Below are 15,828 nucleotides of genomic sequence, written 5' to 3' on the forward strand. Positions count from 1 at the left end.
CAGTTTGGCGTGTCACCGGCGGTCACGCCAGAGCCGCTCAGGGCAGCAGTGTGCTGGCTGCCCTGGCCGGTAACAGTTTTTCGATCCGGCCAGGCACCCACTCCTTGAAGCGGGCAATCAGGCGCGCGCCATCGGTGTCGTCCATCATCAATTCGCGGTGGTTCGCACGCAGGAATCCTTGTCGCACCGTGTGATCGACGAAGCTGATCAAGCCGTCGTAGAAGCCTTCGACATTCAGCAAGCCAATCGGCTTGTCGTGAAATCCCAGTTGCGACCAGGTCATCACTTCAAACAGCTCCTCCATGGTGCCCATTCCGCCCGGCATCGCGATGAATCCATCCGACAGCTCTGCCATCAGGGCCTTGCGTTCGTGCATGTCCTTGACGATATGCAGGCGCGTCAATCCGGCGTGGCCGATCTCCTTGTTGAGCAGGGCGGTGGGAATGACGCCGGTCACTTCGCCGCCGTGCTGCATGACTTCATCGGCGATGGTGCCCATCAAACCGACATTGCCACCCCCATAGACGAGCGCAATGTGCTGCTCGGCAAGGTTGCGTCCCAGCGCACGGGCCGCTTCGGCATAGGCTGGCAGGTTGCCTGCCGAGGCCCCGCAATACACACAAACGGACTGGATCATTTGAGCTTTTCCCGATGGGCCTCGGCCAGTCTTTCGAACAACAATTGGGCTTCGCCGCGCAGGTACGGCTTGATCAGCGACAGCACCTGATAGCAACCCCGCGCCAGTGCATCGGCCATCGCCTGTGGCTCCGAATAATTGCGTGGATTGCAGACGTATTCGTACGATAACCAGTATGTCGCCACCACCACCATATTGGTCGCGAGTGCATCAATTTCGAGGTCGTCAGCCGCCAGCGCCGAGTCACTGCGCATGCCCTGACACAGCGCACCGGCGATCTTGATCTTGTGCGCCATGATGCGTTTGAATTGCAGTTCCAGCGTGCGATTGCGCGACAGCAGATCGCTCAGGTCGCGGTAAAAGAAGCGGTAGCGCCAGACCAGTTCGAACATCCAGTGCAGATACTGCCAAACGTCCTCGATGTTGGGACGGCGTCCGACCGGCACGGCAAGCATGTGCGAAAGCTCGCCTTCAAACTGGGCGAAGATCGAGTTGACAATGTCGTCCTTGTTGCGGAAATGGTAGTACAGGTTGCCGGGAGAAATATGCAGTTCGTCTGCGATGACCGTGGTGCTGATATTGGGCTCGCCAAATTCGTTGAACAGCCGCAACGATAATTCCAGAATGCGTTCGCGCGTGCGACGCGGTACTTTGAGAGGCGTGGTCATGAAGGCGTGGTCCTGAATTTTGCATTAGGATAACACCGAAGAATCGCCCGGCGCGATGCCGATTATTTCGGCATGATCACCGTGTCGATGACCTGAATGACACCATTGTCAGCCGTCAGATCGCTCTGCGTCACATTGGCGCCATCGACAGTAATTTTGCCATTGTCCGAGGTGAGCGTGACGAGGTCGCCCTGAATGGTTTTGACCGGACCCGGCTTGACTTCGGACACAAGGATTTTGCCCGGAATGATGTGATGGGTGATGAGCTGCGCGAGGCGGACCTTGTCCTTCAATAGCGCATTAACTGTTCCGGGCGGCAATTTTGCGAAAGCGGCATCGCTCGGTGCAAAGATCGTGAAGGGGCCCTGGTTCTGCAGTGAATCGGTCAGGCCTGCCGCCTTGGCCGAGGCCAGAAAGGTACGAAAAGTACCTGCCGAATTGGCAGTGTCAACGAGGTTGGCGGCGCCGGCAGTGGATGCCGACACGGCAAACAGCAGCGCCACCAGCGCGGGGGGCAATGAACGGAATGGCATGCGGATTCTCCTGAATGATGCACAATGTGGGAACAATTGATCCGAGCGGGGTAGTCGGAATCACCGTAGGTCAGTTGTCATATAATCAAAAAAGTTCAACCTGATTCCGTACGGCAGAAATCTTCTCAATGACCCAAGCTCCGAAACGTTCGTTCAAACAGCAACAACTCATCGTTCGTGAGGCTGCCATTATCGAGGCGGTACATGGGCTCCTGGCACGAAAAGGCTATGAGCTGATGACCATGGACGAGGTCGCAGCAGAAGTCGGCATTGCCAAGGCCAGTCTCTACAAGCACTTTCCGTCGAAGGAGGCGCTGGCTGCAGTGGCGATGATCGGCTTGATCGAAAACACCATTGCGCACGTGCGCGACTTGCCGGAAGACATGCCGGCGATCGACAAATTGCGCGGCATCCTGCGGTGGGCGATGGAAGTACGCCTGCAGGGCGGGCTGCCAACGTTGCCATCTGACAACAGATTTCTGCGCGATTCGCTGCTCAACAATGCGCAGTACGTCAGCAAGGTGGTCGATCTCAATGAATTGCTGGGCGCGCTGATTGACGCCGCACGCAACGCGGGCGCGATGCGCAAGGATCTGCCGATCGAAGTGATCCTGCTGACGATCTACGCGCGCTCGTGCGATCCGAGCGTCGATTATCTGAAGATGATGGGCGTGCACTCCGACGCAGCGATTGTCGATTTCATGCTGGCCACCTGTTTCGATGGGGTCTGCTGAGACCGACCAATCTGACCCGGGCTGTCGGTAGCCCGGGGTGGCGACTTCAACCCGGATTGCGCTCGAGCCAGCGATCGATTGAGCGCAGCGGGGCGTCCTGTACCCGAATCCTGTCAGTAATTTTCGCAACCGAAATATCAAGTTCCCGACGCGCATCCTGCGTGAGATAGGCATCCGCATAGGCGACCAGTTTTTTGCGCATGGCCGGATCGGCTGAATTCACAGCCAGTGCGGGGAAGTACCGGCTGCGCGACGTGATATCGACCAGCAGATCGACGCTGGCACGGTGTGCGATGGCAAAATCAAATGCCAGATCCGGGTGGTAATCGGCGACGCGACGAATCATGCCTGCGCTGGTGGTCAGGCCCGGTTCATCGGTCAAGGCCAGCTCCAATGCCTGCCGCGCAAGCGTGTCGTCCTTGCTGGCTGCCAGCAAATCGTACAGTTGCACCTTGACGACGGTGGAGGTCTCGGTCTGCGCCGCGCGCCGCAATTTCTCCCAGGTCGCGCTGTCGGCATGTTCGGCCAGCACGGACAGGGTCATCTTGCGCAACGCGGCGCTGCCGATGTCGTTACTGGCATAACGCCGGCGTGCTTCGGCAATGGTGGGTTGATCATCAAGCGCACTCATGGCCAGCACCAGCTGTTCCCGGATCGGTGCAATCGCATCAGGTTCGCCTGCCTTGGCGATCCAGCCAAGTTGCGCCATGATCGGTGTCAGACGTGCCAGGGCGAAGTGTCGGAAGCGGCCTTGACGGGTCGTGTCGCCGGCGTAGTAGCGATCCATGGCGGCGAAGACTTCGGCAATTTCACTCCAGACCTTGGGCTCCGCCGACAGCGGCGTGGCGTCAACCAGCGCGAGGAAATCCGACAACGGTTGCAGCCCCGCCAGCCCGAGCTGGGCGGTGTCGGCCAGCAGGCCCAATTGGTCGACCGGCGCCAAGGCACCGAAATTTGCCACCAGCGCAGCGAAGTTGGTCGGTTCGTACAGGGTGCGGTAATACCCGGTCTGACCCGCATTGACCAGCACGGCGCCGCAACCCGGCGCACGCACCACGGCCTTCTGATTCCGGACCAACGCCTGTACCGGCGGTCCGGATGCACCGACCTGCAGCGTCACCGGCACGCGCCATCCCAACGCCTTCTTGTCTGGCTGGCTGCGGCTGAATTCGGCCTGGGTCAGGGTGATGATTGAATTGCCGGCCTTGCAGCTGACATCGGCGACGCGAATCATCGGAACCCCCGGCTGTAGCGTGAAGTCATGCGCGATCGCCATGATCGGTTTTCCAGTGGTCTGCTCCAGCGCCCGCCACAAGTCGTCGGAGACGGTATTGCCATACGCATGGCGTTTCATGTAGGCGCGCACGCCAGCACGCCAGGCCTCGGCGCCAACATGATTTTCAAGCATGCGAATAACGGCCTCGCCCTTGCTGTAGGTGATCGCATCGAACGCCTGGCTGGCCTGCGCGGCAGTCGCCACGTGCTGAACCACGGCATGCGTGCTGTCGAGCGCATCCAGACTCATGGCGCGCTCGCGCGTATCGATGATGCCAACGCGGTATGCCATTCCGGATGCAGCAGCGCCGTCGTACGGCCTTCCATCCATGACGCGAAGCCTTCATTGAGCCAGAGATCGTCCCACCATTGCATGGTCACCAGATCGCCGAACCACTGATGTGCGATTTCGTGCGCGGCGAAGGTGAACACGCGCTGCTTGTCGAGCTGCGTCGAGATGGCCGGGTCGAGCAATAACCCGTACTCGAACGTAAAGATGGCGCCCCAGTTTTCCATCGCGCCAAAAAACTGGCTGCGACCGGGAGCGGCAATGTTGTCGAGCTTCGGGAGTGGAAAGGGCAGTCCGAAATAGTCATTGTATTCACGCAGCACCGCCGCCGAGGCCTCCAGCGAGAACTGGCCTTGGGGCAGTACGCCCGGTTTGGTGATGAGACCAAGCTCCGTGGCGCCGACCCGGACGGATGCGCGTTCGAAGTTGCCCTGGCCATAGAACAGCAGATAGGTCGACATCGTCGGCGACTGCGCGAACCTGACAAGCTTGCGGCCACCGGGTTGGGGCGTCGACTGTTCGATCGGCATATTGCTGACCGCGACCTCATCGCCGGGCAGGTTGACCTCAAGTGCAAACGTGGCCTTGTAGGCAGGCTCGTCCCATGAGGCGATCACGCGGCGGGCGTCGGAATTTTCGAACTGCGTATACAGCGCCCGCTGCCTGACGCCGGCAACCTCATAGTCGAGTGAAAACAGGCCGGCCGCCTGCGTGCCGATCAAGCCGGTGTAGTTGAGCGCGAGACGATATTTCCCGCGACTGATCGGATGCGCGAACGTGAAGGTCGCGGTTTCGTTGTCGGCATCGAGTGAAATCCGGGCCGGGTCGGGTGACGTGTTGGCATTCGCTGCGAGCAGGCTGGCGCTGTTGAAAGTCAGTTCGGCGGCATTCAGGGTGATGGTCGAGGTCGGTGCGAGCACGTCGATGCTGATAACGACCTGCGCCGTGAAGCTGGATGCGGCCTTGTCGGGTGTGGTGGAGACCGCATAGTGCGAGGGGCGCACGTTGCGCGGCAATTGTGACGTGGTTGCCGTCGGTGTGAGGAGGGGGGCTGGCTTTGCCGACGCGGCATCGGCAAGTCCGGTGAGCGCGAAGAATGCGGCAGAAAGCAAAATACGGGGCATTGTGTGTCCTGACAGGTTGACGGGTGCGTGTTATCGCGTTGTTGAGATGGCCAGCACCTGCGCAATGACGCAAGCCTGAATCGACGTGTCCATGCCGAGCGCAACGTGCCCAATGCCGTGAAACGCCATATTCGTCGCGCCTTCAAGGTGGGATGACAATTGCGGCGACACGATGTTGTCGTGATGCGAGTAAATGGAGACGAACAAGGCGTACGTCGCCGGACTTTCAGCCGCTTCCAGTCGGCGGAGCCAATCGCTGGCGCCGCCGCCGGCGACATCGCCATTCCAGCGCATCTGTTTCGAATTTTCACCGACCCCGAAATTGGCCAGTCCGGTGCCACGGTGCGGCGTGCCAAGCGTGATCACTTTGGCGATGTGCGCGCTGCCATGTTCGCGCAGATACGCGCGGCAGGCCAGGCCACCCATGCTGTGCGCCACCAGGATCACTTGCGCACTGCCGCTGTCGGTGAGCAACGTACGGATGGCCTGGTGGATTGCCGGCACGTAGCTGTCGATATCGGCCAGTACCGGCTCCAGATTGACCGCGTGATGGGTGATGTTGGCATCGCTGAGTTGTTTGCTCATCCCGTTCCAATAGCCGCTGTTGCAGCCATAGCCATGAATCAACAACACCGGCAGGCCGACCGGATGCGCGGCCGGGCGCTTGTCGAAGGTGCGGAATGCCATGCTCCAGCTCGATGAAATCATGCTGGCGTTGAACTCGCTGCGGAACAGTCGCGTCGCCTGTTGCCAGGTGATGCGAAATTCGCTCGGGGTCTCGCTGCGATAGATCCATGCAAGCAGGAAGCTGTTGGCGGTAATCGACAGCCGCGCCACCGCGACGAACAGCACGCTGATGGCCAGTGCCATCCACACGCTGTGCAGGTGCAGCACCTTGAGGCAGAGGAAGAACAGGGCAATACCGATCAAGCACTGCACAACGATCAAGAGCCGGGTAATGCGGGCAACCATGTCAATCAGGATCCTTCAAGTCGCTACCAGCCGGGGCGCTGGTTTTCCGGTCAGCGTTTGTGCCAGGCCGCTGGCGAGCATGGCGGTGATGCCATAGATCGATAGCTGCGGATTGGCGCCGATGGATGTTGGGAACAGTGACCCGTCGTGCACCGACAGATTGGTCATTCCATGATATCGGCCGGCAGATGACACGACGCCCAGCGACGGGTCGTCGGACATTGCGCAACCGCCCATCACATGCGCCGACACGACCCGGGTCAGGAGCGGCTTGAGCGGCAGCTCGGCAATGGCCTTTTTGGCCGCCGCCCAGGTGCTGTAGCCTTGCGCCATCTCGTGTACCGGGTAGACCGATTTGGCGCCGCTGGCAAACTGGATCTCGGCCATTGACAGTAACGCGCGGCGCACGCCATTCCACAAGAAATCGGTGGTCGGGTAGTCAAGTACCGGCGCGCCGTCGCCAGCCAATTGCACGCTGCCGCCAATCGATTCGGCATGGAACCCGTCGCGCAGCAGGGCCAGCATGGCATGGGTGTGCGCAAATTGCTTCATCATCGCCGCATGCTGCGCGCCAAAACCCTGCATCGTCGTCGCAAACAATAGGGGATGCAGCGGGGGCGCCTCGAGTTTGTAGCCGATCGGGCCGGTGATCGGATCGGCGTGCATGAAATGGTCCGAGTAGACGGTTTGCGGTGCGCCGTCAAAGCCGTTCACTTCCTGCTCAAACAGGCCGGACGAAATCACGGTAGGGTGCAGGAAGGTGCGCTTGCCGAGCAAATTGTGCGGGTCTGGTGCCTGCGATCGCATCAGCAGTGCTGGTGAATTGATGGCGCCACCGGCGATCACATAATGTCTGGCGCGAATCACGATGCGAATGCCGCTGGCCGACAAGCCCGAGCCGTCCAGCGCATCGCATAGCAAACTGTCGACCCGGTCGCCCTTGAAGACGAGTTTGGTGGCCCGCGCCCGCGTCAGCAGGCTGGCACCTTTCGACAGCGCCGACGGAATGGTGGTCACCAGCATCGATTGTTTGGCGTTGGTCGGACAGCCCATGCCGCAATACCCCAGGTTCCAGCAACCCTTGACGTTGCGCCGGATTGCCTCCGTCGGAATGCCGAGCCGGCTGGCGCCGCGCCGCAACAGATCGTTGTTTTCGTTGGGAGGGGTCTGCCAGTCGCCAATAGTGAGGCGCTGTTCCATCATTGAAAACCATGGCGCCAATGCGGACGTGGTAAATCCCTTGAGGCCGTACTGCTGCTGCCAGTGCGTTAGCGTGCCGTCCGGCGTGCGAAAACTTGATGTCCAGTTGACCGTCGTTGAACCGCCAACGGTACGGCCCTGAAGAATATTGATGGCCTTGTCCCGGGTCTTTCGCGCGGCCGATTCCTGATACAGCGCGGGATACGCATCGGCTTCGCGCATCTTGAAGTCCCGCGACGATTTCAGGGCGCCTTCTTCAATCAATAGCACCTTCAATCCTGCCAGTGTCAGGATCTCGGCGGTGACTCCACCACCGGCCCCGCTGCCGACGATCACTACATCGGCTTCGAGAATGCGGTCGCTGGTGAGCGTCGACGCGTCGGTGACGTGCCAGCCGGCGGCCAGCCCTGCGGCGATGGGATCGTGGATCGGGTTGGCGTGCGTGGTCGGAAGCGCCATTGTCAGCTCAATTCCTTGCGTGGTCCGGGATAGCCAATTGCGCTCCAGCTTGCTTCGTTGGTGTACCAGGAGCCGAGGATCAGATCATGCAGCGCGGCATAGGCGCTTTGCAGCATGCCGATGCGATGGGTGCGCCAGCTTTGCAGAAAGGCGGCCACGTCGGCTGGCTTGGCGTCTTGCCATTGGTCGGGAACGCCGGCGAGCAAGCGCCGTGTAACGCCGAGCGTCAGCAGGCCGAACAAATCCTGGATTTCCTTTTGGGTCGAAAGCGGCAGCCCGGCAATTGCGTCGCACACTCGCGCACTGGCTTGCGTCGCGGCTGCTGGTGTTGGGGGAATGGCGCCGTCGAGGATCACCAGAACAATTGCTGACAGCGCTGCTGCCGTGGCGCTGTCGAGCGCGAATTTACCGGGAGGCGGTTTCGGTATGTTCAGGCGATAAAGCGCGCCAGCCGCCGAAAGTACGATGGCGCCAACGAGACCGGCTTTGAGAAAGGTACGGCGGGATTTGTGCAGAGTCATGGGTGCGCTGTCTCATGTTTTTTTTGCAGTGTACTGCACGAAACAGCTTCGCATGGTGAACAGGAACAGAGGTGCGACTCTACACGGTGATTATTTCTTCAGAACCGGAACGCCGACAATCCGTGTCCCCGCCAGCCGGTCATGCAAAAATTGTCGCGCCGGATCAAGCAGTGACAGTCCGCCCCAGATGGCGATGTTCGCTGCCGGAATCAGGACCAGCATCCACCCTTTGGCATGCATCAGCGCAGCGATCAACAAACCTGGCAAGATCCACATCCAGCTAAGCGCATAGCGTGCCGCGGCGCGCAGGACAGGCACCGGACCACCGTCCGCCGTGACCAGTCGCACATGCCAGGTTTTCATTGCCAGCGTCTGGCCGCCGTGACTCCAGAACCAGACGAAATAAATACCGATGACAAAGAACAGCCAGTATTGCAGGGCTTCGCGCAGGTAAAGCGCATGGCGCTGTTGCAGCAAGGTGCCGAAGATCCAGCCCGCAATGAACAAAACGCCGAACAGAAGCATTGCTTCATAGACGATCACGGCAAGGCGGCGCTGCACCGATGGGGCGCCAGATGGACCGGGCATGGTGGGCATCGCTTTTATTTGACGGGGACAGGTGGGGCGGACGCCGGCGCCGCAGGAACCGCCAGCGGCGCAGGGGTTGCCGCGGAAACTGGCGCGGCCAGCGTACCTGCCGGATGTTTATCGGCAGCGGTCTTGTCGACCGGCTTGGTATTGATGGACGGGAGATTGGCGACGCGCTTTTTTGCTGCGGTATCGGCAGCAAGCTTTTTCTTTTCTTCCTCGGGAAGTTGCTGATAATCCAGCCACTGCGCGGATTTCTGGTCGGGATCGAGCTTATTTGTCCGGGAATAAATTTCACGCGCCACGCGACGTTGATCAGGGGTCAGTTTGGCCCATTCGCGCATGCGCTCCTGCATGCGCTGCTGCTCTTCCGGTTTCATTGTCGTGAAACGATTTCCGATCTCAAGCCATTTTTTCTTGCGGAACAGCTCCATATTGTTCCACTCTGCGGCGAGCGGCGACAGGGCGACGCGCTGTGCGTCAGTCAGTTCGGACCACCAGGGGCGCGAAACCAATTGAGCCGGTGCAGATTTCGGATCGACCGCCGGCGTCGTTGCTTGTGGCGCGGCGAACGTGATCAGCGCTGCGCACAACAACATTGCCGTCACGGCGCCTGGCAGGATGAAACGACCATGCATCATCAGTCCGTTTGTCTGGCCAGGTAGACACTAAAGCCATGATCGAGGTACGCAGACAGAGGCAATTCATCGGCCAGCACTGCGGCGTCGATATCTGCAGTCTCATTGATCCGTTTCTGCTTTTCGAACTGGAACATGCCGGTCAGGCCAATGATCAGTGCGATCAGTGGAAGGATGGTTCCAAGGCGGGCAAACCAACGATTGGGCTGTTGAAAGTAGCCGCCGATGCCTCCGGCGAAGACGGTTTCGCTGACCAGTGCATGCAATGGCGCATGATCGCGCTTGACTGCCAGTGCCTTGCGGCGAGCCGCCGCCAGACGTTGCGTCGTCGATGCCGGCAAGTTATCCAGATTCTCGTTGAGAGCGTGCCGCACCTTGTAGGCGAAGTTCAGTTCTTTGGTATTCATAATGTAATTCCTTTGGCTTTCAGCGCTTGAGCCAGAGTGTGCGTCGCGCGAGAGCAATGTGTTTTCACGCTACCCTCCGAGCATCCCATTGCTGCAGCCGTTTCGGCTACGTCAAGATCCTGCCAGTAACGCATCAGAAATGCTTCGCGTTGACGGTTCGGGAGCTTTTGTACTTCGCGGTCGATGGCATTGAGCGTTTGTTCGCGCTGAATCTTGTCGGCGCTGGACTCCGAGGCTTGCGATGCGTCCTCCGCAGTGTAGTGCTCCAGCAGGTCAAAATCGTCGCCGCCTTCGCTGTTGCCGGACAGGCTGGAAAAAAGTGTCACCCAGGTGTTACGTACCTTCTCCCTGCGAAAATAGTCGTGGATGGTGTTCTGCAGGATGCGTTGAAACAGCAGCGGCAATTCTGCCGGTGGCTTGTCGCCGTAGCTTTGCGACAACTTGATCATCGCATCCTGCACGATATCGAAGGCGGCTTCGTCCTTGCGGACCGCGTACACGGCCTGCTTGAACGCGCGTCGTTCGACGTTTTCGAGAAAATCGGAGAGTTCTTTATCAGTTGCCATGCAAAGCGGCACGCCGTTGTCGGCGCTGCCAGAAAATTTCGGTGGGGATGATTCAATGAAGCGGCAATTGTAACTGCGTCAGAAACTGTGCGCATGCTAGCAAAAAAGCCTGCATCTGTGCGCGATATTTGCGGAAAACGCTTGATTTCAAAAGGATTTCATCCTTTTTGACTTGACCAAAATGGTGCGACGCATTACCGTAGGTGTCCCTCTCGCATCGCAGAGAATTATGGTCCTGACGCGTTCGGCACACAACGCCGCGTAGCGCCAGGACGCGCTTTACATCTAAGGCTGTTTGCTTTGACCCGCGCCACAAGCGCGAGAACGCGAAACAGATGTGTCGACCCTCAGGCTGCACGAGTCGCGCGCACCGATATTGAGGCAGGTTCGAATGATCCTGTCGACAATCTCCGGAACCGCACAAAAAAGGAATGCCCGAGACCCGCCACAACGTTTTCGTTCGCAAGGAAGAAGCATCCGATCAATTTCCAATGGACCTTGAAAGGAATGTTGCATGAGTTCAGAAATCACTGGCGCCGAGATACTGGTGCGCTGTCTTGCCGAAGAAGGGGTCGAACACGTGTTCGGCTATCCGGGCGGTGCAGTTCTCTATATTTACGATGCAATCTATAACCAGGACAAGTTTCAGCACATCCTGGTACGACACGAGCAGGCTGCGATTCATGCTGCCGATGCCTATTCCCGCAGTTCCCTGAAAGTCGGCGTGGCGCTGGTTACGTCCGGCCCTGGTGTGACCAATGCCGTCACTGGCCTGGCGACCGCATACATGGATTCGATCCCGATGGTGATCATTTCCGGACAGGTGCCGTCCCACGCGATTGGCCAGGATGCGTTTCAGGAGTGCGATACGGTCGGCATTACCCGACCATGCGTCAAGCACAACTTTCTGGTCAAGGATGTCAAGGACCTGGCCCTGACGATCAAGAAAGCGTTCTTCATCGCCACCACCGGCCGTCCCGGTCCGGTGCTGGTCGACATCCCGAAGGACATCAGCATGCACAAACATGTGTATGACTATCCGAAGGAAATCGAAATGCGCTCCTACCGGCCGGTCGACAAGGGCCATGCCGGGCAAATCCGCAAGGCGGTGCAACTGCTGCTTGCTGCGGAGCGGCCGATGATCTATACCGGCGGCGGCGTCATTCTGGCCAATGCGTCGGCCGAGCTGAACAAGCTGGTCGACAAGCTGGGCTTCCCGTGCACCAACACCTTGATGGGACTTGGCGCCTACCGCTCGTCGAGCGAGAACTTCGTCGGCATGCCCGGCATGCATGGCACCTACGAAGCCAACATGGCGATGCAAAATTCGGACGTGCTCATTGCCATCGGCGCCCGCTTCGATGATCGCGTGATCGGCAACCCGAAGCATTTCTCATCGACGCCGCGCAAGATCATCCACATCGACATCGATCCGTCCTCCATTTCCAAGCGGGTCAAGGTCGATATCCCGATTGTCGGCAATGTGCGCGACGTGCTCATCGAAATGCTGGCGCAGCTTGACACGGCCGAGGCGGCGTCGCAAAAGCCGAATCCGGTTGCGCTGGCAAGCTGGTGGAAGCAGATCAATGAATGGCGCGGCAAGGAATGCCTGAAGTATCCAACCTCCGACATCGTCATCAAGCCGCAGGCGGTGGTGCAAAAGGTGTGGGATATCACGCAGGGCGATGCCTTCATCACCTCCGACGTCGGCCAGCATCAAATGTGGGCCGCGCAATATTACGGCTTCGACAAGCCGCGCCGCTGGATCAATTCCGGTGGACTGGGGACGATGGGTGTCGGACTGCCGTACGCGATGGGGGTGCAAATGGCCAACCCGGGCGCGACCGTGGCGTGCATCACCGGCGAGGCGTCGATCCAGATGTGCATCCAGGAGCTGGCCACCTGCAAGCAATATCACCTCACGCCGAAAATCATTCTGCTCAACAATCGCTTCCTCGGCATGGTGCGCCAGTGGCAGCAGATCGATTACGGCTCGCGCTATTCCGAGTCCTACATGGATTCGCTGCCGGATTTCACGATGCTGGCCGAATCATTCGGCCACGTCGGCATGAAGATCGAGGACCCCAAGGATATCGACGGCGCACTCAAGGAAGCCTTCGCCATGAAAGACCGCCTGGTCTTCATGAATTTCATTACGGATCAAACCGAGAACGTCTGGCCGATGGTGAAAGCCGGCAAGGGTCTGACGGAAATGCTGCTCGGCTCGGAGGATTTGTAATCATGCGCCATATTGTTTCTGTACTTCTGGAGAATGAAGCCGGGGCGCTGTCGCGCGTGGTCGGGTTGTTTTCGGCACGCGGCTACAACATCGAAACGCTGACGGTCGCGCCGACCGAGGATGCCACGCTGTCACGCATGACCATCGTCACCAGCGGCTCGGATGACGTGATCGAACAGATCACCAAGCATCTGAACCGCCTGATCGAAGTCGTCAAGGTGGTCGACCTGACCGAAGGCGCGCACATCGAACGCGAACTGATGCTCATCAAGGTCCGGGCTGTCGGCAAGGAGCGCGAAGAAATGAAGCGCACCGCGGATATCTTCCGCGGTCGCATCATCGACGTCACCGAGAAGACCTACACGATCGAGCTGACCGGCAACAAGACCAAGCTGGACGCCTTCATCGATTCGATTGATCGCGCCTCGATTCTCGAAACGGTGCGCACCGGCGGCTCCGGCATTGGCCGTGGCGAGCGCATCCTCAAAGTCTGATTTTTTCAAAACCAACAAAACCATCAAGGAACTACCATGAACGTTTTTTACGACAAAGATTGCGACCTCTCCCTCATCAAAGGCAAGAATGTCGCCATCATCGGCTACGGCTCGCAGGGACATGCCCATGCACAAAATCTGAACGACTCCGGCTGCAAGGTCACCGTCGGCCTGCGCAAGGGTGGCGCATCGTGGGACAAGGTCAAGAATGCCGGCCTGAACGTGGCTGAAGTCAACGATGCGGTGAAAGCCGCCGACGTCATCATGATCCTGCTGCCGGATGAAAACATCGCCCAGGTCTACAACGAAAACGTGGCGCCGCATGCCAAGCAGGGCGCCGTACTGGCATTCGCCCATGGTTTCAACGTGCATTACGGCCAGGTGGTGCCACGCGCCGATCTGGACGTGATCATGATCGCGCCGAAAGCTCCGGGTCACACCGTGCGTTCGACCTATGCGCAGGGTGGCGGCGTGCCGCATCTGATCGCCATCTATCAGGACAAATCCGGCGTGGCGCGCGATATCGCGCTGTCGTACGCGATGGCCAATGGCGGCGGTCGGGCCGGGATCATCGAAACCAACTTCCGCGAAGAGACCGAGACCGATCTGTTTGGCGAGCAGGCCGTGTTGTGCGGTGGTGCAGTCGAACTGATCAAGGCAGGTTTCGAGACCTTGACCGAAGCCGGCTATGCACCCGAAATGGCTTACTTCGAATGTCTGCATGAGCTCAAGCTGATCGTTGACCTGATCTATGAAGGCGGTATCGCCAACATGAATTATTCGATCTCGAACAATGCCGAATATGGCGAATACGTGACCGGTCCGAAGATCGTTACCGAAGACACCAAGAACGCCATGCGCCAGTGCCTCAAGGACATCCAGACTGGTGAATACGCGAAAAGCTTCATCCTCGAAAACAAGGCCGGTGCGCCGACCCTGATCTCGCGTCGTCGCCTGACGTCAGAACATCAGATCGAAGAAGTCGGCGCCAAGCTGCGCGCGATGATGCCGTGGATCGCCAAGAACAAACTGGTGGACCAGTCGAAAAACTGAGCCAGCTGGTCAAACAGGAAACCGCGCCACGTGCGCGGTTTTTTTTCGTGCAGACGCTGCGTCGAGCGCACAACGGGCGAATTCAGGCCGGAGTAAGATGAACAACATTCCATCCACTTTCTTATAAAGGCATTCCCATGAGCACAAAGAAAACCACCGCCATCGATTTCGGCATCAACGAAAAGGACCGCCTGAAAATCGTCGATGGCCTGTCCCACTTGCTGGCCGATACCTACACTCTGTATCTGAAAACCCATAACTTTCACTGGAACGTCACGGGACCGATGTTCCAGACCCTGCATTTGATGTTCATGGGCTTGTACAACGAACAGTGGCTGGCTGTCGATTTGCTGGCCGAACGGATTCGCTCGCTGGGCCAGCCGGCGCCGGGCACCTACGAGCAGTTTGCGGCACTCACGGCGATCAAGCCGAGCAAAGGGTTGCCGAAAGCGCTGGACATGATTCGCGAACTGGTCGACGGCCAGGAAACGGTGGCCCGCACTGCGCGCGCACTATTCCCGATCGCTGAAAAGGCCAATGATCAGCCGACCTGCGACCTGCTGACGCAGCGCATGCAGGTGCACGAAAAAAATGCATGGATGTTGCGCAGCCTGCTGGAAGACTAATTTTCGTGCCAGTCTGGCGTACACTTTGGCATTGTTTTTTTGGAGGTCAAGGATGACGCAACTGCTACGAGGATTTTTCTGTATCGCCGCATTCGCCGCGGCTGTTGGCGCACAGGCGCAAGCCGTTACGCCGGCGACCGGCACGCTGGTCGCCATTTCTGCCGACGGCGAGGTCAAGCACGCCAACGACGAGGCTCACGCCACGCTGCTGGTCGAGGAGCAGGACAAAGACAAGGCCGCAGCAGCCTCGCGCGTGAACCAAAAGATGAAGCAGGGCACCGAGATCATCAAGCGCGAAGATCCGCAGGCGACCTTGACCACGCGCGGCTACTACACCTTTGCGGTGTATCCCGACGAGCCGTCAAAGACACCGGGCAAGGCGCGGGTGCCGGTGGCGTGGCGGGTCGGGCAGTACCTCGATGTCGTCACGACCAATCTGGCCGGGTTGCCAAAAACGGTCGCCGCGGCGCAGCGTGTCCTGGCGCTCAACGGCCTGTCTTTTTCACTCAGCGACAACGCCGCGCACCAGCTCGATGACGAGCGCATTCAAGCCAGCTACCGCAATCTGACGGCACGTATCGCGTCGGTAGCGCGCGCCATGGGCCGCAAGCCGGCCGATGCCGTGATCGAAGTGATGGAATTCGATGGCGCCAGTGTCGGTGTCATGCCAGCGGGCGCGCCGATGGCCATGAAGTCGATGCGCGGCATGGCGGCCGAGAATGCGGCGGTCGAAGAGCCCAGCTTCGAGCCGGGCGAAACGACGCTGCACATGCAGATCGTCGGAAAAATCCGTTTCCGGTAACGT

The 15,828-nt window shown here is 59.2% G+C and carries 18 protein-coding genes; 6 read left to right on the plus strand and 12 right to left on the minus strand.

The window, feature by feature from the left end; translation table 11 throughout:
- Positions 1 to 37: 37 nt before the first annotated feature.
- From RCH09_RS06390 to RCH09_RS06400, 3 genes are all read right to left on the minus strand, one after another.
- Positions 38 to 634: a TIGR00730 family Rossman fold protein gene (locus RCH09_RS06390; RefSeq protein ID WP_326940343.1), complete on the minus strand. Its 597-nt coding sequence runs from the start codon at positions 632 to 634 to the stop codon at positions 38 to 40.
- Positions 634 to 1,305 carry a TetR/AcrR family transcriptional regulator gene (locus RCH09_RS06395; RefSeq protein WP_326940224.1) on the minus strand — a complete coding sequence of 224 codons (672 nt, stop codon included), beginning with the start codon at positions 1,303 to 1,305 and terminating at the stop codon, positions 634 to 636. The genes RCH09_RS06390 and RCH09_RS06395 overlap by 1 nt, the downstream gene beginning before the upstream one ends.
- A 62-nt stretch (positions 1,306 to 1,367) precedes the next feature.
- Positions 1,368 to 1,838 (minus strand): fasciclin domain-containing protein, encoded by a 471-nt coding sequence (locus RCH09_RS06400; protein ID WP_326940225.1) that lies wholly within the window; start codon positions 1,836 to 1,838, stop codon positions 1,368 to 1,370.
- Positions 1,839 to 1,966: 128 nt separating this feature from the next.
- On the opposite strand from RCH09_RS06400, the gene RCH09_RS06405 reads away from it, so the two are divergent.
- Positions 1,967 to 2,572, plus strand: a complete 606-nt coding sequence (locus RCH09_RS06405) for a TetR/AcrR family transcriptional regulator (RefSeq protein ID WP_326940226.1) — start codon at positions 1,967 to 1,969, stop codon at positions 2,570 to 2,572.
- A gap of 46 nt (positions 2,573 to 2,618) precedes the next feature.
- Here RCH09_RS06405 and RCH09_RS06410 read toward each other — a convergent pair whose 3' ends face one another.
- The 9 genes from RCH09_RS06410 to RCH09_RS06450 all read right to left on the minus strand — a co-directional run bounded on the left by RCH09_RS06410 (position 2,619) and on the right by RCH09_RS06450 (position 10,611).
- The gene (locus tag RCH09_RS06410) at positions 2,619 to 4,139 is read right to left on the minus strand and encodes a M1 family metallopeptidase (RefSeq protein ID WP_326940227.1); all 1,521 of its coding nucleotides are present in this window, start codon (positions 4,137 to 4,139) and stop codon (positions 2,619 to 2,621) included.
- Positions 4,094 to 5,260: a M1 family metallopeptidase gene (locus RCH09_RS06415; RefSeq protein ID WP_326940228.1), complete on the minus strand. Its 1,167-nt coding sequence runs from the start codon at positions 5,258 to 5,260 to the stop codon at positions 4,094 to 4,096. The genes RCH09_RS06410 and RCH09_RS06415 overlap by 46 nt, the downstream gene beginning before the upstream one ends.
- 30 nt (positions 5,261 to 5,290) lie before the next feature.
- Positions 5,291 to 6,232 carry an esterase/lipase family protein gene (locus tag RCH09_RS06420; RefSeq protein WP_326940229.1) on the minus strand — a complete coding sequence of 314 codons (942 nt, stop codon included), beginning with the start codon at positions 6,230 to 6,232 and terminating at the stop codon, positions 5,291 to 5,293.
- Between the two features lie 15 nt (positions 6,233 to 6,247).
- On the minus strand, positions 6,248 to 7,891 hold the full coding sequence (locus tag RCH09_RS06425) for a GMC family oxidoreductase (RefSeq protein ID WP_326940230.1): 1,644 nt from the start codon (positions 7,889 to 7,891) through the stop codon (positions 6,248 to 6,250).
- Positions 7,892 to 7,893: 2 nt separating this feature from the next.
- On the minus strand, positions 7,894 to 8,412 hold the full coding sequence (locus tag RCH09_RS06430) for a hypothetical protein (RefSeq protein WP_326940231.1): 519 nt from the start codon (positions 8,410 to 8,412) through the stop codon (positions 7,894 to 7,896).
- A 90-nt stretch (positions 8,413 to 8,502) separates the two neighbouring features.
- On the minus strand, positions 8,503 to 9,000 hold the full coding sequence (locus tag RCH09_RS06435) for an RDD family protein (RefSeq protein WP_326940232.1): 498 nt from the start codon (positions 8,998 to 9,000) through the stop codon (positions 8,503 to 8,505).
- Positions 9,001 to 9,014: 14 nt separating this feature from the next.
- Entirely contained in the window at positions 9,015 to 9,641 is a 627-nt protein-coding gene (locus RCH09_RS06440) for a DUF3106 domain-containing protein (RefSeq protein ID WP_326940233.1), read from the minus strand.
- Positions 9,641 to 10,045, minus strand: a complete 405-nt coding sequence (locus RCH09_RS06445) for a DUF3619 family protein (protein WP_326940234.1) — start codon at positions 10,043 to 10,045, stop codon at positions 9,641 to 9,643. Before RCH09_RS06445 ends, RCH09_RS06440 begins: the two co-directional genes overlap by 1 nt.
- Entirely contained in the window at positions 10,042 to 10,611 is a 570-nt protein-coding gene (locus RCH09_RS06450) for an RNA polymerase sigma factor (RefSeq protein ID WP_326940235.1), read from the minus strand. Before RCH09_RS06450 ends, RCH09_RS06445 begins: the two co-directional genes overlap by 4 nt.
- A gap of 514 nt (positions 10,612 to 11,125) precedes the next feature.
- Between RCH09_RS06450 and RCH09_RS06455 the strand changes: the two genes are divergently transcribed.
- The 5 genes from RCH09_RS06455 (at position 11,126) to RCH09_RS06475 (ending at position 15,825) form a co-directional block, all read left to right on the plus strand.
- Positions 11,126 to 12,850 carry an acetolactate synthase 3 catalytic subunit gene (locus tag RCH09_RS06455; RefSeq protein ID WP_326940236.1) on the plus strand — a complete coding sequence of 575 codons (1,725 nt, stop codon included), beginning with the start codon at positions 11,126 to 11,128 and terminating at the stop codon, positions 12,848 to 12,850.
- Between the two features lie 2 nt (positions 12,851 to 12,852).
- Positions 12,853 to 13,344 carry an acetolactate synthase small subunit gene (ilvN, locus tag RCH09_RS06460; protein ID WP_326940237.1) on the plus strand — a complete coding sequence of 164 codons (492 nt, stop codon included), beginning with the start codon at positions 12,853 to 12,855 and terminating at the stop codon, positions 13,342 to 13,344.
- A 36-nt stretch (positions 13,345 to 13,380) separates the two neighbouring features.
- Complete coding sequence (gene ilvC / locus RCH09_RS06465; RefSeq protein ID WP_326940238.1) at positions 13,381 to 14,397, plus strand: ketol-acid reductoisomerase; 1,017 nt, start codon at positions 13,381 to 13,383, stop codon at positions 14,395 to 14,397.
- A gap of 137 nt (positions 14,398 to 14,534) precedes the next feature.
- Positions 14,535 to 15,023, plus strand: a complete 489-nt coding sequence (locus tag RCH09_RS06470) for a Dps family protein (protein ID WP_326940239.1) — start codon at positions 14,535 to 14,537, stop codon at positions 15,021 to 15,023.
- Positions 15,024 to 15,075: 52 nt separating this feature from the next.
- Positions 15,076 to 15,825: an SIMPL domain-containing protein gene (locus tag RCH09_RS06475; protein WP_326940240.1), complete on the plus strand. Its 750-nt coding sequence runs from the start codon at positions 15,076 to 15,078 to the stop codon at positions 15,823 to 15,825.
- Positions 15,826 to 15,828 lie beyond the last annotated feature (3 nt).

Source organism: Actimicrobium sp. GrIS 1.19 (assembly GCF_035984655.1).
Taxonomy (GTDB): Bacteria; Pseudomonadota; Gammaproteobacteria; order Burkholderiales; family Burkholderiaceae_D; genus Actimicrobium.